Genomic DNA, 21,658 nt, shown 5'->3' on the forward strand with positions numbered 1-21,658 from the left:
CGGCTTGACCATTAAGGAGAGTCATCATGAGCACCAGCGCAGGTTCGGCCCGCAGCGGGCCGGACGACAACGACGGGGATTACAACGATCGCCGAGACGCGGACCGAGACCACAACAAGCACCGGGACGTAGACCGGGACCAGCGAGATCATCTACTGGAACGGGAAAAAGAGGAGTTCGGCGGCGTCAAGATCGGCTCAGCTTTCTTCGGCTGGCTCACGGCCACCGGCACCGCCGTCCTCCTTACCGCTCTGGCCGCAGCGCTGGGCGCTGTGGTGGGCAACGTGACCAACACGGACGTCGCTAACCAGGCCACTCAAGACCCACAACAAGCAGGCATTATCGGGGCCATCATTCTGGCTGTAATCCTGTTCGTCGCATACTACTGCGGCGGATACGTCGCAGGGCGGATGGCGCGGTTCAACGGCATGAAGCAGGGTGTAGCCGTGTGGGTGTGGGCAATCGTCATCGCGATCATCGTGGGCATCCTCGGCGCGATCGCCGGGTCCCAGTTCAACATCCTTGCCCAGCTGAACAGCTTCCCGCAGATTCCCAACGCGGAGAACATGACCACTGCGGGAATCATCTCAGCGGTCATCGCCGCCGTCGTTGCCCTCATCGGTGCAATCCTCGGCGGACTCGCCGGCATGCGCTTCCACCGCAAGGTAGACAAAGCCAATCTGGTGGATAACCGCTAAGCCAAACGAACCACAGCATTGAACAAATAAGAAGGAGGCAGCACACCATGAATATTGACAAGCAACAAATTATTGACCTGCTGAAGAACCGTGGAGACCACGACAAAGCCGACCAGGCACAGCAGGAACTCCCCGATCAGGTCGACACCGACCAGGACAAGGGGATGCTTGACAAGTTCGGCATCAACCCGCAGGACCTACTCGGCAAGCTCGGCGGGTTCGGCGGCTGACACGCCCCAGATAGTCAATAATGCCGGTTGTTCCGCCGGGAACAGTGAAACCATACCGCCGCCACTAGCGTTGACCCGGGCGGTGCCGAGTAATTACTTGGACTTATCCGCGGTGGACGTCATCCTTTCATCGACCTCGGTCTCTTCGTCCCTGCCGTGTGGTTCGGCGGCGATCACCGGTGTGCCGTGGACGCGTGCGCGGTCGTCCTTCTTCTCATCGCGGCGGGTTTTGCGCAGGCTAGCGGCGGTTGCAACGACGATGGTGGCGGCAATGAAGAGCAGCGAGAACCAGATGGGGATCTCGGGCACCCAAAGCAGCGGTTCCCCTCCGTTGATGAATGGGAGCTCGTTGACGTGCAGGGCGTGAAAAACGAGTTTCACGCCGATGAAGCCAAGGATGACGCCCAGTCCCTGGGCGAGGTAGACCAGACGCTCGAGCAGACCTCCGATGAGGAAGAACAACTGACGCAGACCCATGAGCGCGAACGCGTTGGCGGTGAAGACGATGTAGGCCTCGTTGGTCAGTCCGTAGATCGCAGGGATCGAGTCGACGGCAAAGATCAGGTCCACGAAGCCGATCGCGATGATTGTGAGCAGCATCGGCGTGACGAAGCGCTTTCCGCCCTGCATCACGGTGAGCCTGTCCTGGTGATACTCGTCAGTGACGGGCAGAACCCGGCGTACGAGTGTCATGAACTTACCGTTAGCCGGATTGGACTCGTGGCTGCCGAAAGCTTGCCGGTAGGCCAGGACGAGAAGCAAGGCACCGAAGATATAGAAGACCCAGGAAAAGTTCTCGATCAGGGCCGCTCCGATGGCGATGAACCCGCCGCGCAGGATCAGGGCGATGATGATCCCGATCATCAGCACCTTCTGCTGGTATTTCTTCGGGACGGCAAATCCGGCCATCACGATGAGGAAGACGAACAGGTTGTCGACCGACAGTGCCTTCTCGGTGAGGTAGCCGGCGAAGTACTCGCCACCGAACGTCCATCCCGACACCATGCCTATTCCCACGCCGAACAACAGAGCCAGACCGATGTAGAACGCCGACCAACGCGCCGATTCTGCGATGGACGGCTCGTGGGGTTTACGCACGTGGGCGAAGAACTCGTAAACGAAAAACAGGATCGTCACTGCGATCGTGACGAGCCAGATGAAAGGTGTGACCTGCATAGGAGGTGCTCCCAAGGGTAGGCGTTGAACAGATACGCCAAGGTCTCCTCCGCCCGGACGACGCCGGGACTGACAACCCGAGATGCATCAGTGCATCCGTAATGACGGGCCAATCACAGACGGGAGTACTCCCCTTGATAGGAAAATCATAACCCACTAGACACTTCGACGGGCGGAACACACCGGCCCTTCGCGTTGTTATACACAGTGATGACAACGGCATACCAGGATCTGGATCTGACCGCTATTTCTCCTACGCGCCTGTGGATTCCGAAGCACGTGCTGGTCACGCGGGCCGCAGCCGATCTCCCCCACACGGCAGACATTCTTCAACGCTGCGAGCGCGCCGGAGTCGAAGATATCCGCTTCCTGCCCGGCAACGCTCTGACAGGTCTGCGCGGTGCTACCGAGCGCGAAACCTACGCATCCGCGAAGAACACCCTTGCGGTCGTCGTCGCCCCTCCGAGCGCCCTCAAGCCGCAGCCGATCCCGCCTAGCGCGGACTGGCGGATCGACCTTGCCAAGGGTTGCCCCGCGCACTGCCAGTACTGTTACCTCGCCGGCTCCCTGCAGGGCCCGCCGGTCACCCGCGTGTACGCCAACATCGACGACGTACTGGACGGCGTACGCACCCACGCCGGCAGAGGTTCAGTTACCAGCGGCACCCTCGAGCGTGGTGGCGAAGGTACGACGTTCGAACTGTCCTGCTACACCGACCCACTCGGAATCGAGAGCGTGACCGGTTCACTCGCGGCCGCGATCTCCCGCGTCGGCGCCGGTGAGTTCGGAAGCGACGTATCGCTACGGTTCACCACAAAGTTCGACGACGTCGGTGAGTTGGCGACGCTCGATCATGCGCGCAAGACGCGAATCCGTTTCTCGGTCAATGCTGCGGAAGTGGCAAATCGTTTCGAAGGCGGGACCGCACGTATGCCGGCGCGGCTCTCGGCGCTGCGTACGGTGGCGACGGCAGGCTACCGAGTGGGCCTGACGATTGCCCCCATCATGCCGATACCCGGTTGGCGGGAACAGTATGGCGCGCTATTGGACGACGTTTCCGAGTCGGTTGCCGGGATCGGCGACCTCGACCTGACCGCCGAGATCATCACGCACCGCTTCACCCCGGCGAGCAAGGAGGTGCTGCTGGGCTGGTATCCCAGGACCAAGCTCGAAATGGATGAAGGTGCACGCAGCCAAAAGCGCTCAAAGTTCGGCGGAATCAAGTACGTGTACCCGAAGCAGACCATGTCGGAGATGCGCGAGTGGTTCACGGAGGAGCTGGAGCGGCGCCTGCCGGCTGCCCGGCTTCTCTATTGGACCTGAACCGAACCACCCGTGCCTCCTCACCGCCCTCCCGGATCGGGGTGCGAAGCGCTTCTCACGCTGGCGATCCCCGGCGAGATAGTCAAGGATGAAGTCATGGACATTACTGACAACGGACCGAACCCAAACGCGTTCGACATCGAGAGCGCCACAACCGAAAACGCCGCCTACCGCCGCGTCGCCTGGACGGGCAAGCACCTCCAGGTAACGCTCATGTCAATCGAGTCGGGCGGCGCAATCGGCCTCGAGGTGCATCACGGCACCGACCAGTTCCTGCGCATTGATGCAGGGAAGGGCCGCGTGAAGATGGGCCCCTCGAAGGACGACCTCTCCTACCAGAAGGACGTCGAGGACGGCTGGAGCATCCAGGTGCCGGCCGGAACCTGGCATGACGTCGAGAACACCGGTGACGAGCCGCTCCGCCTTTACACCATCTACGCGCCCACCCATCACGCGCAGGGCATCGTCCAGAACACCCCGGAGGACGCCGAGAAGGACGAGGACCAGGGCAAGGACGAGCCGCCGAGCTGGGTCGAGGAAGTCGACACCAAGGGTGAAGAGAGCGCCTGAGTCAGCACCCTTCCAAGAAGAACGATGACGGCGCCGCACCCCTGGTGGGGTACGGCGCCGTTTCGCTTTGCTCAGAAATCAGACCAGCGCGCCCTGACGTTCCTCCACAAGCTTCAGCACATCCGGGAACAACGGATGATCCGATGAGAGCCCGGTGATCTGTTTCGTAGCTTCGGCTGCCTCTGTGGACCGAAGGAGTTGCTGCAGCTCAACCGCTTCGGTGTCAGCGGCATCATCGAAACGCACCGCGGATGCGATCGCCTTCAGCAGCGCCTCGGGGCGGGTGCCCCGCTCGGCAAGTTCAGCTGCGGGACCGATAAAGCGCTCATGTCGGCTGAGCTTCCGCAGCGGCGCCCTGCCCACCCGGTTCACCGTGTCCGGCAGGTACGGGTTGGTGAAGCGGCCCAGGATCTTCTGCACGTAGGCTTCCTGCTCGCCGGAGTCGAACCCATGCTTGTCTACCAGCAGCTGTTTGGTCTCCTCCAACACCGCACGGACATCGGCAGCAACCTGGGGATCAGCCATGGCGTCGGAAATCTTCTTCAGCCCTGCCTGGTAACCGAAGTAGGCCGTGGTTGCATGCCCGGTGTTGACGGTGAACAACTTGCGCTCAATGTACGGCCCGAGCCGGTCCACAAAGAGTGCTCCGGGAATCACCGGCGCGTTGTCCCCGAAGGGCGTGCGGTCGATCACCCACTCGTAGAACGTCTCCACCGTGACGTCGAGCCCCTGCCCGGGTTCCTGGTTCGGAACAATCCGGTCCACGGCCGTGTTGGCGAACACTGCACGCTCTGCGAGCGGACCGACCACTGAGTCCCAGGAACCCTCGATCGCTTCCCGCAGGATGTCCGTCGCGTTGATCGCGTTCTCGCACGCCATGACCTGCAGAGGCGCCGAATCATCTGCGCGGGCCGCGATCCCCTTGGCGATGACCGGAGCGACGAACTTCAGGATGTGCGGCCCCACCGCGGTTGTCACGATGTCAGCGGTGGCGATCTCCTCAACCAGTCGGTTCTCCTCGGTATTCGAGTTCACCGCCCTGAAGTTGTCGACAACGTGCACCGCCGGCTGCTCACCGACCTCGTGGACACGGTAGCTGTCCGCGCGCGCCAGCTCGCTGATGAGAGCGTCCGCGACATCCGCGAACACCACCTCATAGCCGGCCTGATGGAGGAGCAACCCAACAAAGCCGCGCCCGATGTTCCCTGCTCCGAAATGAACTGCCTTCACTATGCGTTGACCTTCCGGAAGATTTCGAGGATCTCGTCAGCCGAGGTTGCGGCCTCGAGTTGAGCCACCTGCGCCTTGTCTGTGAAGACCTTCGCGATGGAGGACAGGATGTGCAGGTGCTCGTTGTTCACACCGGCCACGCCGACTACGAACTTGACCTCCTTGCCGTTCCAGTCAATTCCCTCGGGGTACCGGACGAACGACACCGCCGATTTGCGGATGTGATCCTTGGCAGCGTTGGTGCCGTGCGGGATGGCAAGGAAGCTGCCCATGTAGGTGGACACGGATTCCTCACGCTCGTGCATCGCCCGGAGGTAGCCCTCATCCACCGCATCGCGGGCCAGCAGCAGCTGCCCTGCCTCGTCGATCGCCGCGTCTCGGGAGGTGGAAGACCCGTTGAGCACAACGCTTTCGGCAACCAGAATGTCCGACGGCGCTGCGTCACTCTGGGCCGCGGTCCCGGCTCTATGCGCGCCGGAAGCAGTTCCCGCGGCATCGGCGTCCAATGCGGTTCCGCCGGCATGCGGCTCCGAGGCGTGCGCTCCGCCGAAGGAGCCGGCGTCGGCGTCAGGACCTGCAGAAACACCGGCACCGGCATCCGTTCCCGCCTGTTCGCTGCGGCTTTCCTTGACCAACTCCACGATCTCCTCATACCGCGGACTGTTCATGAAGTTGTCCACAGAGACGTGCACGGCGCTTGAGGTGGCGGGCCTGGCCCGCTCCGTCAGGTCCTGGTGGGTCACCACGACGTCATAATCATTCCGCAGGTTCGCGATCGACGCATTGGTCACCTTGACGTCCGGGTAGCCGGCCGCCTTGATCTTGTTCCGCAGCACCGACGCTCCCATTGCGCTTGAGCCCATCCCGGCGTCGCAGGCAAAGACGATGTTCTGGATCGGGCCGGACATCACTGCTACGTTTCCGCCGCCGGTCAGGGACGAAGCAACCGAGCTCTTCTTGCCCTTCATGGATTCCATCCGGGAGGTGGCGGCCGCGAGACCGTCCTCATCGCCGTCGTCGTCCTTGCGCTTTGCGGTCTTCAGGATCACTGAAGCAACCAGGAAGGACACCGCCGTCGCGAGAAGAACTGACAGGACCACACCGAAGTAGCTGTCGCGGGCTGTCTGCGCGAGCACGGCGATGATCGAGCCCGGGGCTGCCGGAGCAACCAGACCTGCGTTGGTGACTGCGAGGGTGGCGATTCCGGTCATGCCGCCGGCAATCGCGGCGAGGATCAGGAGCGGACGCATCAGCACGTAGGGGAAGTAGATTTCGTGGATGCCGCCGAGGAAGTGGATGATCGCAGCTCCCGGCGCCGATGCCTTGGCGGCACCGCGTCCGAAGAACATGTACGCCAGCAGGATGCCGAGGCCCGGGCCGGGATTGGCTTCGAGGAGGAAGAGGATCGACTTGCCCTCTTCGAGCGACTGCTGGACACCCAGCGGGGTGAGTACGCCGTGATTGATGGCATTGTTCAGGAAGAGCACCTTGGCGGGCTCAATGAAGATGCTGGTCAGCGGAAGGAGCCCGTTGTTCACCAGGAACTGCACAACGTTCCCGGCAGCCGTGCTGAACGCTTCGACCAGCGGCGAGATCCCGTAGAATCCGACCAGCGCCAGCGCTGCGCCCCAGATGCCGGCGGAGAAGTTGTTCACGAGCATTTCGAAGCCCGGCTTGATCTTGCCGTCCCAGATCTTGTCGATCTTCTTCATGGTCCAGCCGCCGAGCGGGCCCATGATCATGGCGCCGATGAACATGGGGATGCCTGCGCCAACGATCACGCCCATGGTGCCGATGGCGCCCACGACGCCGCCGCGGACGTCATAGACCATCCGGCCGCCGGTGTAGGCGATCAGGAGCGGCAACAGGTAGGTGATCATGGGGCCGACCAGGCCGGTATTCGGGTTCCCTTCCGCGTCGGTGCCGAAACCGCCGAGTTCCGGAACCGGCAGCCAGCCCGCTTCAATGAAGAGAGCGGTGATGAGGCCCCAGGCAATGAACGCCCCGATGTTGGGCATGATCATGCCGGAGAGGAACGTGCCGAATTTCTGGACGCCGACCCTCATACCGCTTCGCGGCTTCGCAGCTGTCTCTGTTGCCATGTGATTTCCTAACCGTGAGTCCCGCGCCTGCGCGGGATGGTCCGATAGATGTGGAGCGCTAAGTGCTGGGGCTGGTGGAGATCCGGTGGAGCCACTCAAGGAAGAGCTTGAGTTCGGAGCTGGAAAGCTGGTCGGAGTGGGACGCCTGCAGTGCAGCGTTCAACGCAATTGCAGCCACCACGACCGACGATTTCCCAGACGCCTCGCCAGCGCCCTGTTCCGCCTGGTCCGAGGCCACCGCAAAAATCATGGCGTCCCGGGTCATGGTGGACAGATCGAGGTTCCGGTCAGCGACAGCTTCTGCGATCAGCATGAGCGTCACTCCCACGTTGGCCGCCAGGATGCTCCTGGCCGCCTCCCGCGGCTGAACGCTCAACTGGCCGGCAGCAGCTGCCTTGTTCAACATCTCCTCCATCAGCGCCTCGGCATCCGCGACGATGGCGGGGCGGCTTTCCGGACGGATATTGCCGAACATCACCAAATAGAGCTCCGGCTGGTTGAGCCCGAATTGCACGTGGTTGTCCCACATCCGCTTGATGTCTTCCAGCGGCTGCCCGGACGGGGCGAAATCCCTTTCGCCCGCCACATACTCCTCGAAACCAGCTGAAACCACCGCATCGAACAAGCCCTCCTTGTCACCGAAGTGGTGGTACAGGGTGGGCGCGCTCACCCCCGCCAGTTGGGTGATCTGGCGGGTGGAGACGGGAGCTCCAGCAGAGTTGGCCAGCAGTTCTGCGGCTGCACGCAGCAGTCTCATCTTCGCCGGTGGCTGGCCTTCGAAACTCATGGCCGCTAGCCTAGCACCTATAGCAACGCTATATGAACTGCGTCACAAGGAAAACGAGGACCTCCAGTGCAGAACTTCCAAGGAGTAGGCGTCAGCCCCGGTCGAGTGATCGGACCGGTCCGCCAGATGCCCAAACCCGTCAGTGAACCGCCCGCAGGAGAGCAGTTGCCGGAGGGCGTAAGCGCAGAGGACGCGACGGCGCAGCTGAAGCAAGCGGCCACTGCGGTCCATGACGAGCTCAAGGCACGCGCCGAGCGCGCAACCGGAGACGGTAAGGCAGTCCTGGAGGCAACGGCACTGATGGCCAAGGACACCATGCTCCTGAAAGGCGCCGGCAAGCTGATCGCGAAGGGCACCTCGAACCAGCGGGCGGTCTGGGAATCCGCCGCCTCCGTTTCGGAGATGCTCCACAACCTCGGCGGCTACATGGCGGAGCGCGCAACCGACGTCCTCGACGTCCGTTCCCGCGTCGTCGCCGAGCTGCGCGGACAGTCGGCACCCGGCATCCCCGCCTCCGCCACGCCGTTTGTCCTCGTAGCCGAGGACCTCGCTCCGGCCGATACCGCCACCCTCGATCCCGCTATCGTGATTGCCCTGGTCACCTCCGGTGGCGGCCCGCAATCACACACCGCGATCATCGCCCGCTCCCTCGGGCTGCCTGCCGTAGTGGCGGCAACCGGCGTCGACGAGCTGCCCGACAGCGCGGAGGTATACGTTGACGGCGCGGCTGGCGCTATCGTCGTTGAACCCGGTGATACTGAGCGCACGGCCGCTGCTGGGTGGGCGGAAACGGCCTCGCTGCTGGCTGACTTCGACGGCCAGGGCACGACGGCGGACGGCCACCTGGTCCCCCTCCTCGCTAATGTGGGCGGAGCGAAAGACGCGGTGGCGGCGGCCGCGCTGGGCGCAGAAGGGGTCGGCCTGTTCCGAACCGAGTTCTGCTTCCTTGAGCGGGACAGTGAGCCAACCGTCGATGAGCAGGCAGCTGCCTACCAGGGCGTCTTTGATGCGTTCCCCGGCAAGAAGGTGGTTCTTCGAACGCTCGACGCCGGTGCTGACAAGCCGCTCCCCTTCCTCACGGACGCGACCGAGCCCAACCCCGCACTCGGCGTCCGTGGCTATCGCACCGACCTCACCTCCCCCGGCGTGCTGAAGCGCCAGCTCGAAGCAATCGCGCGCGCTGCTGACCAGTCGGAAGCAGATGTGTGGGTCATGGCGCCGATGATTTCGACGGCGGACGAGGCCGCACACTTCGCCTCGATGTGCACCGAGGCTGGCCTGAAGACACCCGGCGTGATGGTCGAAGTGCCATCTGCCGCCCTGACGGCGGATGCCATTCTGCGCGAAGTGTCCTTCGCGAGCCTCGGCACCAACGACCTAACCCAGTACGCCATGGCGGCGGACCGCCAGCTGGGCCCTCTTGCCGCCCTCAACACACCCTGGCAGCCGGCCGTGTTGCGGCTGGTTCACCTGTCAGCGGAAGGCGCGGCGACGGAAGGCGCAGCCGCAGAACGTAATGCCAAACCGGTGGGAGTGTGCGGTGAGGCAGCAGCGGATCCTGCGCTCGCCGTCGTGCTGGTGGGTCTTGGCGTCACCACGCTGTCCATGACCGCCCGCTCACTGGCTGCGGTGGCGGCCGTGTTGAAGACCGTGACACTGGAGCAGGCGCAGGAACTGGCGAATCTGGCCCTGTCCGCGCGCACTGCCGAGGAGGCTCGGAATTCGGTGCGCGGGAAGCTCTCCGTGCTGGACGAACTTGGTCTCTGACCTGCCGCGTGCCCCGGTGGCGGCCTTGACGCCGACCGTCGCCGGGGCATAGGACTCAGGTACCAGCTATTGGAACAAGCGCGAGGAGAGACCATGAGCGAGAGCACGTCGGACGAGCCGCAGGAAATCAACGAGGACCTGCCGGGCAAGCCGCAGGTCGATCCGGACGTCCAGTCCGATCCCGCAGCCGACGCCAGTAACCAGGGCGACTGGACCGGCGAGGGCGGGGCAACGCCGTCGGGCGCGGCAACGGAGACCGCAGATGATGACCGGCCCGTCAACGAGGAAGACGAGCAGCGCGGAGAGTGAACGCAGCGCCGTCAGCCCGACGGAACCCGCCCTGTGGCGCGGGCGGGCACACCGTACATAATGGGAACTATGAGCGCCGAGACCGAACAATTCGTTGGACATATCGCTGGCCTGGGCACCACGTCGGGGGTGCGCATCGTCATCGGCATGTGGACCTCCTCGCCCCTGGGCTCGTTCACCGACGTGATGGTGCAGAGCGCCGAAGGGACCCGCACGCTGCTCGCGCCGACGTCCGCCATCGCCGACTACGTGGCCGGAGCCTATTCCTTCGACATCGTGCGCACCGTTCCGCTCACCGTGAGCATGGGCGAAGACTCGCTTGCCCTCGATGCCGGCCCCCTCAGCGTCCGGGCAGAACTGGGGGACGTAACCGCCGTCGGTCGCTTACTCGGCCTCATTCCCCGCGCAATCGGCACCGACCCGCGCTGGCTCAAAGCCATCAACCCAATCGCGAAAATCCTCATGCCCGGCGTGCGCACCGCGGGCAGCACGAAGGACGGCCGCCAGCAGTTCTACGGCGTCACCGGCGCCCGGCTGATCACCTCCGCAGCTGCGTCCTGGGCGGGCGACCCGCTCGGTGTGCTGACCAATGTCCGGCCGCGCGTCGGTTTCGGCTTCAGCTCCGTGCCGAAGAAGCCGCAGGTGGTTGATGTGACGACGACGGTGCTCCCGCTCACCGAATCGCCGGCGGAGGAGACCGCGGACGACCGCGTTTAGGCGCTGGCCTTCTTCCACCGCGGCCGCTTGCGGCCCGGAACTTCGCGCCCACGCAGCGAAACCCCGGCTGTTTCAGGGACGCCGAACATTGCCACCATTCCGATCAGGCAGGCAGCCATCATGTACATCGCGGGAACCAGCGAGATGCCGGTCGCCTCGATAATCGCCTCGTTGACGGCGGGAGCAGTGCCGCCGAACAGCGCCGTCGAGGTGTTGTAGGTGATCGCAAACCCCGCATACCGCACGTGCGTGGGGAAAAGCGACGGGAAGGTCGCCGAGATGGTTGCCAGCTGCGGAATGTACAACAGACCCAGAATGGCGAAGGCGAGCATGGCCAGCCAGAAGTTGACGGCCATCATCATGTACAGCGGCAGCGCCAGGACAAACAGGCCGATCAGCGAGGTCCACCAGAGCGGCTTCCTGCCGACCCTGTCCGAGAGCTTGCCGAAGAACGGGATCAACACCATCATCACGAGCTGGCCGATCAGGACCACCGTCAGTGTGGCGTCGGCGTCCATGTTGATCGTGTCCTGCAGGTACGTAGGCATATACGCGAGCAGCGTGTAGTTGACGACGTTGAGCGCTACGACGAGGCCGCCCATCGCAAGCATGGGGCGCCAGAACTTGGTCAGCAGGTCCTTCAGCGCCATGCCGGCGCTGGACTCAGTCTCACCCTTCTGCTCCGCTTCGCGGAAGACGGGAGTGTCCTCGAGCTTCGTCCGCAGGTACCAGCCGATCAGACCGAGCGGCCCGGCAATAAGGAACGGAATGCGCCAGCCCCAATCGGCCATTGTCTCGGCGCCAAGTGTGATTTCGCAGATCAGGGCAATCAGCGTGCCGAGAGCAAAGCCGGCCAGTGTGCCGAACTCGAGGAAGCTGCCGTAGAAGCCACGCTTCCGGTCCGGTGCATACTCGGCCATGAAGGTGGCGGCGCCGCCATACTCACCGCCGGTGGAGAATCCCTGGATGAGGCGGAGGAAGATCAGCAGGGCCGGCGAAAGCCAACCGACGGAGTCATAAGAGGGCAGCAGCCCGATCACGAAAGTGGCCGCCGCCATCAGGAGAATCGTGATGGCCAGGACTGCCTTACGCCCGATCCTGTCACCCAGCGGGCCCCAGAACAGCCCGCCGAGCGGCCTGACGAGGAATGAGACGGCGAACGTTCCCAGCGCCCAGACGGTGGCCTGGTCACCCGGGAAGAACACCGAACTGATGTACACCACCATGACGCCGTAAACGCCGTAGTCAAACCATTCGACGGCGTTGCCCATCGCGGACGCGCCGATGGCCTTCCGCAGCGTCCGCTTTCCTTCGGGCGTCTCCGAGTTGGGAGTGGCAAATTCCGCCGCCTCAGCGGTTGGAGGCCCGGTTGTTCTCTCGTGCTCAGTCATGCATCTCCTTCGCGTGGAGGCGCCCTTGGGCACCCAAGAACCTCACACGAAACTATGAGGATGCCCGAGGGAGTGTCAAAAATGGAACGGGCAGCATGACAAAGGGCCGCCCTCCCGCGTGGGAGAACGGCCCTTCCCTTCGAACGCGGGCTAGGAACCGGAGAGCAGCTCGCTTGCCTCTGGGTCTGACTCCCGGAGGAACTTCGCAATGCGCTCCGCCTCGTCGAGCTCACCAATGGAGGCAGCAGCACGACCCAGCGCGTTCAGCGCGCGAAGGAACCCACGGTTCGGCTCATGTGAGTAAGGCACGGGCCCAGCGCCCCGCCAGCCGTTGCGGCGAAGCGCGTCCAGCCCGCGGTGGTAGCCGGTGCGCGCGTAGGCATAGGACTCGATGGTCCGGCCTTCCCGGTACGCCTCATCGGCGAGGATGGCCCACACCAACGACGACGTCGGATGCCTGGCTGCCAGATCGACAGCTTCCTCCCCTGCCGCCAGCCGCGACACGACGTCGGGTTCCTCGGGAAGGAGGGTTGGCTCCGGGCCCAAAAGGTTCTTGCGGAACTCGTCCGACATCAGAGCTTCCTGCCGGCTGAGCCGAGGGACTTGGCAGCCTCGACCACGCGGGCGGCCAGACCGGCTTCTGCGGACGCTCCCCAGACGCGGGGATCATAGGTCTTCTTGTTGCCGACCTCGCCGTCGACCTTGAGGACGCCGTCGTAGTTCTTGAACATGTGGTCAGCGACCGGGCGGGTGAATGCGTACTGGGTGTCGGTGTCGATGTTCATTTTGATGACACCGTAGGAAACGGCGTCAGCGATCTCCTGGTCGGAAGAACCGGAGCCGCCGTGGAACACGAGGTCGAACGGCTTGTCCTTGCCGATCTTCGAGCCCACCTGATCCTGGATGTCCTTCAGAATTTCGGGGCGCAGCTTCACGCCGCCCGGCTTGTAGACGCCGTGCACGTTGCCGAAGGTCAGCGCGGTGATGTAGCGGCCGTGCTCGCCGGCACCGAGTGCATCAATTGTGGCCATCGCGTCCTCGACCGTGGTGTAGAGCTTGTCGTTGATGGCGTTCTCGACGCCGTCTTCCTCGCCGCCGACGGTGCCGATCTCAACTTCCAGGATGATCTTCGCCGCAGCGGCGCGGGGAAGGATGTCCTTGGCGATGCGCAGATTATCCTCGAGCGTTTCGGCGGAACCGTCCCACATGTGCGACTGGAACAACGGGTCCTCGCCGCGCTTGACGGCTTCCTCGGATGCGGCCAGCAGCGGCAGCACGAAGTCGTCGAGTTTGTCCTTGGGGCAGTGATCGGTGTGCAGTGCGATGTTCACGTCATAGCTCTTGGCTACCTCGCGGGCAAAAGCTGCGAAGCCGAGTGAGCCGGCAACCATGTTCTTCACGGATGCGCCGGACCAGTAGGCCGCGCCGCCGGTGGACACCTGGATGATGCCGTCCGAGCCGGCTTCGGCGAAGCCGCGCATCGCGGCGTTCAGCGTCTGGGAGGACGTGACGTTCACCGCGGGATAGGCGAAGCCGCCTGCCTTCGCGCGGTCGATCATCTCGGCGTAACTGTCCGGTGTGGCGATGGGCATGGCAACTCCTCGTATGGGTTCGGGGCGACTTAAGGCTGTGGATCATTGCCTTACTTCCGTCCCATCCTAACGACGGCGGTAATTGCGCGGAAACCTTACGACACGAGGGAAGGTCCCGGTTCAAGCGCGGTCCTCAACCGGGCGAGCCCGTCCCGGATGCGGCCCTTGACAGTACCCAGCGGAGCTTCCAGCACCTCGGCCACCTGCGCATAGGTAAGCCCGCTGTAATAGGCCATCTCGATAGCCTGGCGCTGCTTCTCGCTCAGTTCGGCAAACGCCGTGCGGACCGCCAGGAACTCGTCCCGGGCGATTACTGCCTCGGTGACGTCGTCGAAGGGGGTCTGCAGTTCGGAGACGGACCAGTGGGCGAGCCTGTTGCGTGAGGCCTGTTCCGACCGGATTCGATCGACCGCACGTCGATGCGCAAAGGTCATCATCCAGGCGAGGGGCGAGCCGAGCGCCGGCGAGAAGTCCGATGCCTTGTTCCAGATCTGAAGGAAAACTTCCTGGGTCACCTCTTCGGCGATGGCAGGATCCACGACGAGCCTGCGGACGAGGCCGAAAATTCTCCCGCTGGTGTGTCGGTACAGGGAGGCAAAAGACTTCTCGTCGCCGAGTCCCACCTGTCGCAGCAGAGCGGCGAGGTGCGGTTCATCTGATCGGATGACCGGCGGGGCTTCGGCGGTGAAGCTCATCGAATGCCCAGCAATTGCACCTCGTCAGCGCCCAGGTCCATGGCGGCGGGACCATCCTGCTGGAAACCGCAGAAGCAGCGCCAGGTAGCGTAGCCGTCCGCCGGCTGGAAGTAGCCCCGGCTGCCGGCGACGACCGACATCGCTTCACCGCAATGCGAAAGCTTCCCGTACTGGTCGTCAACATAGGAACTCGTGGTCATGAGGGACATCGCCGGTACTTCCATTCCCTGATACTTAGTCAAGCTAGTAATTCGTCTTCTATTTCACTAGGTAACCTATCTATAAGGATGACATTCTGCAAGGTCAGCTAGTAAGAATGCTAAGATGATCGGCATGAGCACCAGCCCGCAGGCCCTACCCCGAACGCCGGGCTACTGGTATGGGTTGTCTTCAGAGGGGAAGGACGTGCTCGATGCCCTGCGGGAGTACCGGGCAGCGGAATCGGCGATGCGCCGCCGAACACGTTCGTCCATGGGAATGAACGAGACTGACATCCTCGCCCTGCGCCACCTCTTTGAGGCGCAGCAGGACGGCCGGGAAGTCAGTCCCAAGGAACTTGCCGCCAGGCTCGGTATCTCCTCAGCGTCCACCACCACCCTTATCGACCGGCTGGCCCGCACTGGTCACGTTCGCCGCAAGCCGCACCCGAAAGACCGCAGGGCGCTGGTACTCGAAGCCACCTCGGAGGCAGACTGCGAGTTACGGCAGGCCATGGGCAACATGCACACAAAAATGATGGAAGTCGCCGGAACCCTCAGTACTGAGGACGCTGCCGTCGTCGTTGACTTCCTCACCCGTATGCGTGATGCCGTCGACTCGATCGACGCCGGACGGATCGACGTTGGGCGGAGAGCCTAGCTGCCGGGGACCGCAAGCTGACCAAACACATGTCGGCGCACCCACCCGTGCATCGCGATGGCTGCTGCCGCCGACGCGTTGATTGACCGCGTGGATCCGAACTGGGCGATGGATAACGTGGCGTCGGCCGCGGCGTGGACCTCGGGTGTGAGACCAGGGCCCTCCTGCCCGAACACGAGGACGCAATCGCGCGGCAACTCGTAGGTCTCCAGCGGCACCGAGTCCGGAAAGTTGTCGATACCGATCACCCTCAGACCGGCCGACTGCGCCCACTCGACGAATTCCTCAACGGTGGGATGGTGGCGCACGTGCTGGTAGCGGTCGGTGACCATCGCGCCCCGGCGGTTCCACCGGCGTCGTCCGATGATGTGAACTTCACGGGCAAGGAAAGCGTTGGCCGTGCGGACCACCGAGCCGATATTCAGATCGTGCTGCCAGTTTTCGATGGCCACATGGAAGTTGTGACGCTTCGAGTCCAGGTCGGCGACGATCGCGTCGTGATTCCAGTAACGGTATTCATCAACCACGTTCCGGGTGTCCCCGTGCGCAAGCAGCTCCGGATCCCACTGGGGTCCGGAGGGCCAGACGCCTTCCCAGGGCCCCACGCCCACTGTTGCCGGAGCGTTTTCCACAGTTTCTTCCACCCCCCAAGACTAAGGTGAAAGACTGAGCTCGGATTTTGTCCTTTTCCACCGTCGTCAGAGAAGAAGCGAATGCGCGAAAACGAACACATTGAGTGCTGGCTGACCGATATGGACGGCGTCCTGGTACATGAGAACCAGGCGATCCCCGGAGCGGCAGAACTGATCGACCGCTGGGTCGCAACTTCCCGCCGCTTTCTCGTCCTCACGAACAACTCCATCTACACCCCCCGTGATCTCGCGGCGCGGCTGAAGGCGTCAGGACTTGAGGTTCCGGAGGAAAACCTGTGGACGTCGGCGCTCGCCACCGCGCAGTTCCTGCGTGACCAGTTACCGGGAGGCCGCGCCTATGTGATCGGTGAGGCCGGACTGACGACGGCGCTGCATGAGGCCGGCTTTGTCCTCACCGACCAGAACCCGGACTACGTGGTGCTCGGCGAAACCCGCACCTACTCGTTCGAAGCGATCACCAAGGCCATCCGCCTGATCCTCGAGGGCGCCCGGTTCATCGCCACCAACCCGGACACCACCGGCCCGTCGAAGGAGGGTCCGCTGCCCGCCACGGGGGCGATAGCTGCGCTCATCACGGCAGCAACCAACCGCGAGCCCTACATTGTGGGCAAGCCGAACCCCATGATGTTCCGCTCGGCCATGAACCAGATCGACGCGCACTCGGAGACCACAGCCATGGTGGGCGACCGCATGGATACCGACATCATCGCGGGCATGGAGGCTGGCCTGCATACCGTCCTCGTACTCACAGGCATCACGCAGCGGGCAGATATTGAGGCGTACCCCTTCCGGCCGGCGCAGATTGTCGACTCCGTTCAGGACCTGATCGAGCAGGTCTGATGGCCGGCATTCTCAACCTGCGGGACATCGGCGAGCTCACGGCGGGCAGCTCCAACGCACCTGCCCGCGGCCGGGTTTACCGGTCCAGCCAGCCCTTCGGGTGGGACGCCGAAGCCACCATGGAGTTTCTCTCCCGGCAGGGCATCGAGACGATCGTGGACCTGCGCAGTGAGCGCGAGGCCGGCAAGGTGCCCTGGCAGTTGGCGCACGACGCCGGAATCGACGTCATTGCCGCACCCCTGGATCCAGCCGACGCCGACCCTGCAGCCACGCTGCTCCTGCAGACCGCAGAGGACCTGGGCAACTACTACCTCAACTGGTTGACCGCCCGCCCGGATGCTGTCCTGAATGCACTGCGCCCTATCGGTGCGGGCCGCACCACCCTCGTGCACTGCGCGGCAGGTAAGGACCGCACCGGGGTGATCACCGCCGTCGTACTCCTGGTTGCCGGGGTGGAGGAGGAGCTGATCATCGAGGACTACGCCCACACCACCGGCGCGCTGCCGCAGATCCTGCCGGCGCTCGCGGAGCTCTGGGCAAGTCAGCTGCCGGCGCACGACATGCCGACGGACCTTCCGGTCATCCTGACGGCTCCGGCGGAAGCAATGGCCACATTCCTCACCGGTCTGAATCGGGACCACGGTTCAGTTGATGACTACCTGCTGGGCGCTGGGATGAGCGAGGCTGAACTCCGCTCGCTGCGCGGTTCGCTGCGCCGTTAGCGATTAGGTGCCGACAGTAGGCAGTGGGCGGTCAGTTGTAGCTCTTCGTTTTTCCGCCCGTGGGTATCGGAAGGAATTCCTGCTGCAGTTCCCGCGCCACCGCCTGGTAGATCAACGGGTTCCACTGTGGGCTGGCGTGCGCGGGGAGGGCGCCTTCAGTGATGAGGTCGGCTGAGACCATATTGTCGGGGAAGGCCGCCGCCCAGCCGGGCCTGGCCGTTGCGTAATCCACCGTGCCGTCATTCGGGTTGCCGATGAAAGCCAGTTCGGTGCTGCTGCCGAGGCTGAACCTGGTGACGTTGTAGTGGAAGATGTAGGACGCCTGGGACTGGATGAGCACGCTCGACGGAGCCAGCGGCGACAGCTGCTCAAGAGTCTGGTCAACAATCTGCGACCAGGTGCGCTCGTTCTTGTGAACAATGCGCTCCGCCAGCTCATATCCACCGCGAAGAATCGTAGGCACCCGGTAGCCGGCCTCGTAAAGGTAGACCACGCCGTCGAACATGGCCTGGTCAATGACATCGAAGCGGTCATGCGGGCTGGAGTCCAGCAGGACGAAACGGACATCAATACCGACCTCCCGCAACCGTGAGGCAACCTCGACGGCCACCATCCCGCCGAAGCTGTGTCCGTAGAAGTACAGGGTGTCAATCTGCTGCGTACGGATGTAGCGGCGAAGCGATCCCACGATGGTGGAGACGTCGAGTCCACGGTTGGAGTAACCCATGACCGCCAGCCGTGCACGTCGGCTCAACACCGGGCGTAGCGAGTTCATGATCCAGACGCCCTCCTCCCAGCTGGTCTTGTATCCGGGGAACAGGATCCAGCGGGCGTTGGGGAAGGCGGCGTCGGCGTACTCGTCGTCGACCGGAATGATGGTGAGTTCCTCGCGCGCCTCCTGGATCTGCCGCGTGACGAACAGGTCTGTGGCCAGCGCCAGACCGAGTGCGGAACCCGTGAGGAAACGCCGGCGCGACATGCCCTTCAGGCCATGCGCGTACTCAAGGAGCCGCTTAGGTTCGTCGGTCATGGCCTGGCCATTACTCCAGACCGAGCTCATCCTTGCTGAAAGCGAAGAGGTACGGAACGCCCGCCTCCGACTCGATCCGTTCCTTTGAGCCGGTGTCGCGATCCACGATGACGGCAACTGCTTTCACATTGCCGCCCGCGTTGCGTACGCCCTCGACCGCGGTCAGCGCTGAACCGCCGGTAGTGGAGGTGTCTTCAAGCACGACGACGTCGCGGCCGGCGACCTCCGGCCCCTCAACCTGGCGGCCCATCCCGTAGGTCTTCTGGGCTTTACGGACGACGAAAGCGTCGATGGCGCGCCCATCGCGTGAGGCGGCATGCATCAGCGCGGTTCCCACCGGATCTGCCCCCATCGTCAGGCCGCCTGCGCTCTGAAAGGTGATGCCGGCGTCGTCGAGCAGGTCCAGCATGACCTCGCCCACCAGTGCGGACGCTTCGTGATGCAGGGTGACCCGGCGAAGATCGATGTAGTAGTCCGCCTCCTTGCCGCTGGAGAGCGTTACCTTCCCCCTCACCACAGCCAGTTCCAGGATGAGATCGCGGAGTCGGTCACGGGCGGCGGGGATATCGGTCATGGGAACCAGTTTAGTAGGGGCGGCCCTGATGGCCCGTTTCGTGCGACGCCGAGACGATTCCGTGCATGTTTGCCGCTGCGATGCCCGCGCTACCCGGCGTGTCGAACTGCGACACACGGTTTCCGGGCGCAAACCTGCACGGAACCGCACGCGCCGGAGGCCCGACTTCTGCTCCACATCACCGAGGTTGTCCACATACGGCCGTTCCAGGCACCAACGGACGCGACGGCTCTGTGCAATAGCGGAATGGATGTTCTCAATGCCTTACGCCGATCAGGTTCCGTCGCCAGAACCGGCGACCTCCTCAGCTGGGGTGTCTCACGCCGACAATTGCGCACCGCGGTGGACGACGGGACGTTGGTCCACGTGCGGAAGGGCATTTACGCCCTCCCCGATGCACCTGGCGATTACGTTGCCGCGCTTCGGATGAATGCGCGCCTCACCTGCGCTTCGGCAGCAGCTCACCATGGACTGTGGCTGCTCACCCCTCCCACCCGACTGCACGTCAGCTCCGTCGGGAGAAGCGGCGGCAAATATGTGAACCATCAGTTCCGCACGGTCGATCCGCATCCGCACCTCCCTGTCACCGGCGTTGTCGACACCCTGATTCATGCGCTTCAATGTCTTCCGCCGGTTGATGCGGCCGTCGTCGTCGAGAGCTCCCTGCGGCGGGGAGATAATGTGAAGTCCTTCCTCGAGGAGCGGCTGCAGGGTAACCGGAACGGAAAGGCCCGTGCCGCTCTGGAGCTTGTGACCGGATGTGGGGAATCAGCAATCGAGGTAGTAGCTCGGATCCTGTTTCGGCGTGCCGGCTTTCATTGCGAAACGCAGGTGCCCATCGAAGGAGTGGGACGGGTTGATTTCGTCCTGGAGGGTTTTCTTGTGGTCGAGGTTGACGGGGACAAGTACCACTCTGACCGCGCGGCTCGGAACCGTGACAGGCGCAGGAACAACGAGTTGATCGCTCGGGGCTACCTGTATCTTCGCTTCAGCTACGAGGACGTCATGTTCAATCAGGACTACGTCCTGAGCCGGGTGCGCGCAGTGCTCTCCGGGCGGGTGATCCGGTGAGCGCCGGCGGCCCGGACGATTTCGTGCAGGTTTGCCGCTGCGATGCCCGCGCTACCCGGCTTGTCCAGCTGCGACACACGGTTTTCGGGCGCAAACCTGCACGGAACGGCACGCGCTGAAGGTAGATGGACCCGGATGAAGGGCCCGACGACGAAAGCCGGCCCGGTGCCCTAAGTGAAGGCACCGGGCCGGCTTCTACGGCCTGGCAGGTTTACCGGAAGCTGGTCCCGCTAGAAGCGGAGCGCCCGCAGGTAGTCGTAGCCCACCTCGGCCGTCTGCAGCGGAGTTACGTCCGGCTGATCGTTCTCGACGATGTATTCCTTGGGCTTGTGGGCTTGGAAGATGCGCGCGAAGTCGATGGTTCCGGTTCCGAGATCGGCGAAATCGCCCGAAGAATCGCGATCCTTCACGTGGTACTGCAGAACCTTCTGCGGAGCCTGGTGGATCGTGTCGATGGCGAACTGGATGGGATCGGCTGCGCCAACGCCTACACCGCCGGTGACAGCCCAGTACAGGTCAACCTCAAGGTGAACCAGTTTGGGATCGAGACGGCTGGTGAAGATGTCCCACGGGGTCACTCCGCCGCCCAGATCCGTAGTGAACTCGTGAGCGTGATTGTGGTAGCCGTACTTCAGCCCGGCCTCGCGCGCCGCGGCGGCCTCGACGTTCATCTGGTCGGCCCAGCGGCGCCAGTCATCTGCAGCGCTGGAAGCCAGGTACGGCACGTTGATGTGGGTCTGGCCGAGTGTGACGGCGTTCGCGATCTTCGTTTCAAGTGCGGCCGGCGAGGAACTGATGCCGTCGTGGCTCGAAGAAGGGGTGATGCCGAGTGAATCGAGGGTTGAGCGCATTGAGTCGGCGGTGCGTCCGTACAGACCGGCCAGCTCAACCTTGGTGTAACCGAAATCGGCAAGGCTCGCCAGCGTTGCATCCACGCCTTCGCCACGCATGATCGAACGCAGCGTGTACAGCTGGATGCTGATGAGTCCGGGAGGAACCGGCCGGCCCTTCCTGCCGCCGGGAGCCGCGATGGCAGCAGTCCCGCCGACGCCGGCGAGGCCTACACCCACGCCCACCGCCGCTGCTCCCCTGAGGAAACTGCGCCGATCGACCCCCTTCTCTTCCAATGAACGACGAAGGGCGCCTGGGGCATTGAATCCGAAGCACATATGTTTGCCTTTCCTGGCACTGGATGCGTTCCTCCACCGGCTTTGGTGCAGGAAGCATGCGAAGCTGCAGCGCAGCAGTTGATTACGGGGCTCGCGGCAGACACTGAACTCGGCCGGACAGCAGAGCCGCCCACGGTTGGTTGCTTCACCCGCA

24 protein-coding genes are annotated in these 21,658 nt (G+C 63.6%); 11 read left to right on the forward strand and 13 right to left on the reverse strand.

Annotated features, from left to right (window positions below):
• Window positions 1-26 precede the first annotated feature (26 nt).
• Both Q0877_RS06410 and Q0877_RS06415 read left to right on the forward strand, forming a co-directional pair.
• The gene (locus Q0877_RS06410; RefSeq protein WP_299166553.1) at window positions 27-698 is read left to right on the forward strand and encodes a YrzE family protein; all 672 of its coding nucleotides are present in this window, start codon (window positions 27-29) and stop codon (window positions 696-698) included.
• Between the two features lie 47 nt (window positions 699-745).
• Window positions 746-928 carry a hypothetical protein gene (locus Q0877_RS06415; protein ID WP_299166554.1) on the forward strand — a complete coding sequence of 61 codons (183 nt, stop codon included), beginning with the start codon at window positions 746-748 and terminating at the stop codon, window positions 926-928.
• Between the two features lie 93 nt (window positions 929-1,021).
• On the opposite strand, the gene Q0877_RS06420 is transcribed toward Q0877_RS06415, so the two are convergent.
• Window positions 1,022-2,104, reverse strand: a complete 1,083-nt coding sequence (locus Q0877_RS06420) for a TerC family protein (RefSeq protein ID WP_299166555.1) — start codon at window positions 2,102-2,104, stop codon at window positions 1,022-1,024.
• Between the two features lie 210 nt (window positions 2,105-2,314).
• Here Q0877_RS06420 and Q0877_RS06425 point away from each other — a divergent pair, with 210 nt between their 5' ends.
• Complete coding sequence (locus Q0877_RS06425; RefSeq protein ID WP_299166556.1) at window positions 2,315-3,427, forward strand: spore photoproduct lyase family protein; 1,113 nt, start codon at window positions 2,315-2,317, stop codon at window positions 3,425-3,427.
• Window positions 3,428-3,523: 96 nt separating this feature from the next.
• Window positions 3,524-3,997, forward strand: a complete 474-nt coding sequence (locus Q0877_RS06430; RefSeq protein ID WP_299166557.1) for a cupin domain-containing protein — start codon at window positions 3,524-3,526, stop codon at window positions 3,995-3,997.
• A 78-nt stretch (window positions 3,998-4,075) separates the two neighbouring features.
• Here the strand turns inward: Q0877_RS06430 and Q0877_RS06435 are convergent, their stop codons facing one another.
• The 3 genes from Q0877_RS06435 to Q0877_RS06445 are packed head-to-tail and all read right to left on the reverse strand — an operon-like array spanning window position 4,076 to window position 8,116.
• Window positions 4,076-5,227: a mannitol-1-phosphate 5-dehydrogenase gene (locus tag Q0877_RS06435; protein WP_299166558.1), complete on the reverse strand. Its 1,152-nt coding sequence runs from the start codon at window positions 5,225-5,227 to the stop codon at window positions 4,076-4,078.
• Window positions 5,227-7,329 carry a PTS mannitol transporter subunit IICBA gene (locus Q0877_RS06440; protein ID WP_299166559.1) on the reverse strand — a complete coding sequence of 701 codons (2,103 nt, stop codon included), beginning with the start codon at window positions 7,327-7,329 and terminating at the stop codon, window positions 5,227-5,229. The genes Q0877_RS06435 and Q0877_RS06440 overlap by 1 nt, the downstream gene beginning before the upstream one ends.
• Window positions 7,330-7,387: 58 nt before the next feature.
• Window positions 7,388-8,116, reverse strand: a complete 729-nt coding sequence (locus Q0877_RS06445) for a TetR/AcrR family transcriptional regulator (RefSeq protein ID WP_299166560.1) — start codon at window positions 8,114-8,116, stop codon at window positions 7,388-7,390.
• 66 nt (window positions 8,117-8,182) lie between these two features.
• Between Q0877_RS06445 and ptsP the strand changes: the two genes are divergently transcribed.
• From ptsP to Q0877_RS06460, 3 genes are all read left to right on the forward strand, one after another.
• Window positions 8,183-9,883: a phosphoenolpyruvate--protein phosphotransferase gene (ptsP, locus tag Q0877_RS06450; protein WP_299166561.1), complete on the forward strand. Its 1,701-nt coding sequence runs from the start codon at window positions 8,183-8,185 to the stop codon at window positions 9,881-9,883.
• A 93-nt stretch (window positions 9,884-9,976) separates the two neighbouring features.
• Entirely contained in the window at window positions 9,977-10,192 is a 216-nt protein-coding gene (locus Q0877_RS06455; protein WP_299166562.1) for a hypothetical protein, read from the forward strand.
• Window positions 10,193-10,261: 69 nt separating this feature from the next.
• Window positions 10,262-10,909, forward strand: coding sequence for a hypothetical protein (locus tag Q0877_RS06460; RefSeq protein ID WP_299166563.1), 648 nt, complete (start codon window positions 10,262-10,264; stop codon window positions 10,907-10,909).
• Here Q0877_RS06460 and Q0877_RS06465 read toward each other — a convergent pair.
• The 5 genes from Q0877_RS06465 to Q0877_RS06485 all read right to left on the reverse strand — a co-directional run bounded on the left by Q0877_RS06465 (window position 10,906) and on the right by Q0877_RS06485 (window position 14,829).
• Complete coding sequence (locus Q0877_RS06465) at window positions 10,906-12,300, reverse strand: MFS transporter (protein WP_299166564.1); 1,395 nt, start codon at window positions 12,298-12,300, stop codon at window positions 10,906-10,908. The two genes, Q0877_RS06460 and Q0877_RS06465, sit on opposite strands and share 4 nt — an antisense overlap.
• A gap of 150 nt (window positions 12,301-12,450) precedes the next feature.
• On the reverse strand, window positions 12,451-12,873 hold the full coding sequence (locus tag Q0877_RS06470; protein ID WP_299166565.1) for a DUF3151 domain-containing protein: 423 nt from the start codon (window positions 12,871-12,873) through the stop codon (window positions 12,451-12,453).
• Window positions 12,873-13,892: a class II fructose-bisphosphate aldolase gene (fbaA, locus tag Q0877_RS06475; protein WP_299166566.1), complete on the reverse strand. Its 1,020-nt coding sequence runs from the start codon at window positions 13,890-13,892 to the stop codon at window positions 12,873-12,875. Before fbaA ends, Q0877_RS06470 begins: the two co-directional genes overlap by 1 nt.
• A 95-nt stretch (window positions 13,893-13,987) precedes the next feature.
• The gene (sigK, locus tag Q0877_RS06480; RefSeq protein WP_299166567.1) at window positions 13,988-14,587 is read right to left on the reverse strand and encodes an ECF RNA polymerase sigma factor SigK; all 600 of its coding nucleotides are present in this window, start codon (window positions 14,585-14,587) and stop codon (window positions 13,988-13,990) included.
• Window positions 14,584-14,829, reverse strand: a complete 246-nt coding sequence (locus Q0877_RS06485) for a hypothetical protein (RefSeq protein ID WP_299166569.1) — start codon at window positions 14,827-14,829, stop codon at window positions 14,584-14,586. The genes sigK and Q0877_RS06485 overlap by 4 nt, the downstream gene beginning before the upstream one ends.
• Before the next feature lie 91 nt (window positions 14,830-14,920).
• Between Q0877_RS06485 and Q0877_RS06490 the strand changes: the two genes are divergently transcribed.
• A complete protein-coding gene (locus Q0877_RS06490; protein ID WP_299166570.1) occupies window positions 14,921-15,445 on the forward strand; it encodes a MarR family winged helix-turn-helix transcriptional regulator in 525 nt (174 codons plus the stop codon).
• Here Q0877_RS06490 and Q0877_RS06495 read toward each other — a convergent pair.
• Window positions 15,442-16,089 (reverse strand): TrmH family RNA methyltransferase, encoded by a 648-nt coding sequence (locus Q0877_RS06495; RefSeq protein WP_299166571.1) that lies wholly within the window; start codon window positions 16,087-16,089, stop codon window positions 15,442-15,444. The genes Q0877_RS06490 and Q0877_RS06495 overlap by 4 nt on opposite strands.
• A gap of 69 nt (window positions 16,090-16,158) precedes the next feature.
• Between Q0877_RS06495 and Q0877_RS06500 the strand changes: the two genes are divergently transcribed.
• Both Q0877_RS06500 and Q0877_RS06505 read left to right on the forward strand, forming a co-directional pair.
• A complete protein-coding gene (locus Q0877_RS06500; RefSeq protein WP_299166572.1) occupies window positions 16,159-16,938 on the forward strand; it encodes an HAD-IIA family hydrolase in 780 nt (259 codons plus the stop codon).
• Window positions 16,938-17,660, forward strand: a complete 723-nt coding sequence (locus tag Q0877_RS06505) for a tyrosine-protein phosphatase (protein ID WP_299166573.1) — start codon at window positions 16,938-16,940, stop codon at window positions 17,658-17,660. Before Q0877_RS06500 ends, Q0877_RS06505 begins: the two co-directional genes overlap by 1 nt.
• Before the next feature lie 31 nt (window positions 17,661-17,691).
• Here Q0877_RS06505 and Q0877_RS06510 read toward each other — a convergent pair whose 3' ends face one another.
• Window positions 17,692-18,690, reverse strand: coding sequence for a thioesterase domain-containing protein (locus Q0877_RS06510; RefSeq protein WP_299166574.1), 999 nt, complete (start codon window positions 18,688-18,690; stop codon window positions 17,692-17,694).
• 10 nt (window positions 18,691-18,700) lie between these two features.
• A complete protein-coding gene (gene pyrE, locus Q0877_RS06515) occupies window positions 18,701-19,264 on the reverse strand; it encodes an orotate phosphoribosyltransferase (protein WP_299166575.1) in 564 nt (187 codons plus the stop codon).
• Window positions 19,265-19,510: 246 nt separating this feature from the next.
• Here pyrE and Q0877_RS06520 point away from each other — a divergent pair, with 246 nt between their 5' ends.
• Complete coding sequence (locus Q0877_RS06520) at window positions 19,511-20,335, forward strand: type IV toxin-antitoxin system AbiEi family antitoxin domain-containing protein (protein ID WP_299166576.1); 825 nt, start codon at window positions 19,511-19,513, stop codon at window positions 20,333-20,335.
• 230 nt (window positions 20,336-20,565) lie between these two features.
• On the opposite strand, the gene Q0877_RS06525 is transcribed toward Q0877_RS06520, so the two are convergent.
• The gene (locus tag Q0877_RS06525; protein ID WP_299166577.1) at window positions 20,566-21,504 is read right to left on the reverse strand and encodes a sugar phosphate isomerase/epimerase; all 939 of its coding nucleotides are present in this window, start codon (window positions 21,502-21,504) and stop codon (window positions 20,566-20,568) included.
• Window positions 21,505-21,658: the final 154 nt, after the last annotated feature.

This window comes from uncultured Arthrobacter sp. (assembly GCF_947495145.1).
In the GTDB taxonomy this organism is placed as follows: Bacteria; Actinomycetota; Actinomycetes; order Actinomycetales; family Micrococcaceae; genus Arthrobacter_D.

Bases quoted from the DNA above. Each gene is read 5' to 3' on its own strand.
- Q0877_RS06425 (WP_299166556.1), top strand. From the start codon at position 2,315: ATGACAACGGCATACCAGGATCTGGATCTGACCGCTATTTCTCCTACG.
- Q0877_RS06500 (WP_299166572.1), top strand. From the start codon at position 16,159: ATGCGCGAAAACGAACACATTGAGTGCTGGCTGACCGATATGGACGGC.
- Q0877_RS06430 (WP_299166557.1), top strand. From the start codon at position 3,524: ATGGACATTACTGACAACGGACCGAACCCAAACGCGTTCGACATCGAG.
- Q0877_RS06505 (WP_299166573.1), top strand. From the start codon at position 16,938: ATGGCCGGCATTCTCAACCTGCGGGACATCGGCGAGCTCACGGCGGGC.
- Q0877_RS06455 (WP_299166562.1), top strand. From the start codon at position 9,977: ATGAGCGAGAGCACGTCGGACGAGCCGCAGGAAATCAACGAGGACCTG.
- Q0877_RS06470 (WP_299166565.1), bottom strand. From the start codon at position 12,873: ATGTCGGACGAGTTCCGCAAGAACCTTTTGGGCCCGGAGCCAACCCTC.
- pyrE (WP_299166575.1), bottom strand. From the start codon at position 19,264: ATGACCGATATCCCCGCCGCCCGTGACCGACTCCGCGATCTCATCCTG.
- Q0877_RS06465 (WP_299166564.1), bottom strand. From the start codon at position 12,300: ATGACTGAGCACGAGAGAACAACCGGGCCTCCAACCGCTGAGGCGGCG.
- Q0877_RS06445 (WP_299166560.1), bottom strand. From the start codon at position 8,116: ATGAGTTTCGAAGGCCAGCCACCGGCGAAGATGAGACTGCTGCGTGCA.
- Q0877_RS06410 (WP_299166553.1), top strand. From the start codon at position 27: ATGAGCACCAGCGCAGGTTCGGCCCGCAGCGGGCCGGACGACAACGAC.
- Q0877_RS06520 (WP_299166576.1), top strand. From the start codon at position 19,511: ATGGATGTTCTCAATGCCTTACGCCGATCAGGTTCCGTCGCCAGAACC.
- Q0877_RS06490 (WP_299166570.1), top strand. From the start codon at position 14,921: ATGAGCACCAGCCCGCAGGCCCTACCCCGAACGCCGGGCTACTGGTAT.
- Q0877_RS06415 (WP_299166554.1), top strand. From the start codon at position 746: ATGAATATTGACAAGCAACAAATTATTGACCTGCTGAAGAACCGTGGA.
- fbaA (WP_299166566.1), bottom strand. From the start codon at position 13,892: ATGCCCATCGCCACACCGGACAGTTACGCCGAGATGATCGACCGCGCG.
- Q0877_RS06525 (WP_299166577.1), bottom strand. From the start codon at position 21,504: ATGTGCTTCGGATTCAATGCCCCAGGCGCCCTTCGTCGTTCATTGGAA.
- Q0877_RS06460 (WP_299166563.1), top strand. From the start codon at position 10,262: ATGAGCGCCGAGACCGAACAATTCGTTGGACATATCGCTGGCCTGGGC.
- Q0877_RS06510 (WP_299166574.1), bottom strand. From the start codon at position 18,690: ATGACCGACGAACCTAAGCGGCTCCTTGAGTACGCGCATGGCCTGAAG.
- Q0877_RS06420 (WP_299166555.1), bottom strand. From the start codon at position 2,104: ATGCAGGTCACACCTTTCATCTGGCTCGTCACGATCGCAGTGACGATC.
- sigK (WP_299166567.1), bottom strand. From the start codon at position 14,587: ATGAGCTTCACCGCCGAAGCCCCGCCGGTCATCCGATCAGATGAACCG.
- Q0877_RS06440 (WP_299166559.1), bottom strand. From the start codon at position 7,329: ATGGCAACAGAGACAGCTGCGAAGCCGCGAAGCGGTATGAGGGTCGGC.